Raw genomic sequence first — 661 nt, forward strand, 5'->3', positions numbered from 1 at the left:
TGGATGCCGAGGATGCCGCGAGGCGCTGGTCCGGGTCGGCCATCTCCTTGGGGAGCTGGTAGGAGACGGGGTCAGCCCAGTCGGGCGGGGCGGTGAAGCCGCAGGAACGGAGGATTTGGTGGACCGGTTCGGGCAGGCTGGTGCGGCAGTTGGCCCAGACCAGGCCGTCGGCCCAGCGCAGGATCTCGACGTCGGTGCCGTAGTCGTCGGTGAGGTTGCCCATCGGATGCTCCTTGAGGTGGTGGGATCGGGTCAGCGGGTGCGCGGCGTGCGGCAGGCGGGCCTCGGCTGCGGTGCGGGCGTAGGGGAGTTGGGCCGGGTGTCCGGGGTGGAGGAGGGGCCACTGATGGCGGCGCGGTCGGTCTGCGCGGTGGTGGTGGGCAGGTGGTGGCGGCAGTACCAGTCGCTGATCTCGGTGAGGAAACCGAGGATTCGCCGGTTTGGTGCGGCCGGAAATCGCCTGGTAGGAGCCAGGCCGCTCGTCTCAGAAGTGGAGGTTCTCGACCGGCCGGTCCCGCTCCGTTGCCGCCTCCAGCAGCTCGGTGAGATCTCCAGGCTCGGAGGCACGCTGGTCGATCCACCAGCCGGCGCGGGTGATGGTGCGGGCTGCGTCCTCGATCCCCTCCCACTTGGCCCCGCTGGTGTCCCCTTCGAGGACGAG

Annotated in this window: 1 pseudogene; it reads right to left on the reverse strand. The window is 70.3% G+C overall.

The features are described 5' to 3' along the window. A pseudogene (locus ABD323_RS43310) lies at positions 1-223 on the reverse strand (hypothetical protein); the annotation flags it as partial. Between the last annotated feature and the right edge of the window lie 438 nt (positions 224-661).

Source organism: Kitasatospora nipponensis (assembly GCF_039528135.1).
In the GTDB taxonomy this organism is placed as follows: Bacteria; Actinomycetota; Actinomycetes; order Streptomycetales; family Streptomycetaceae; genus Kitasatospora; species Kitasatospora nipponensis.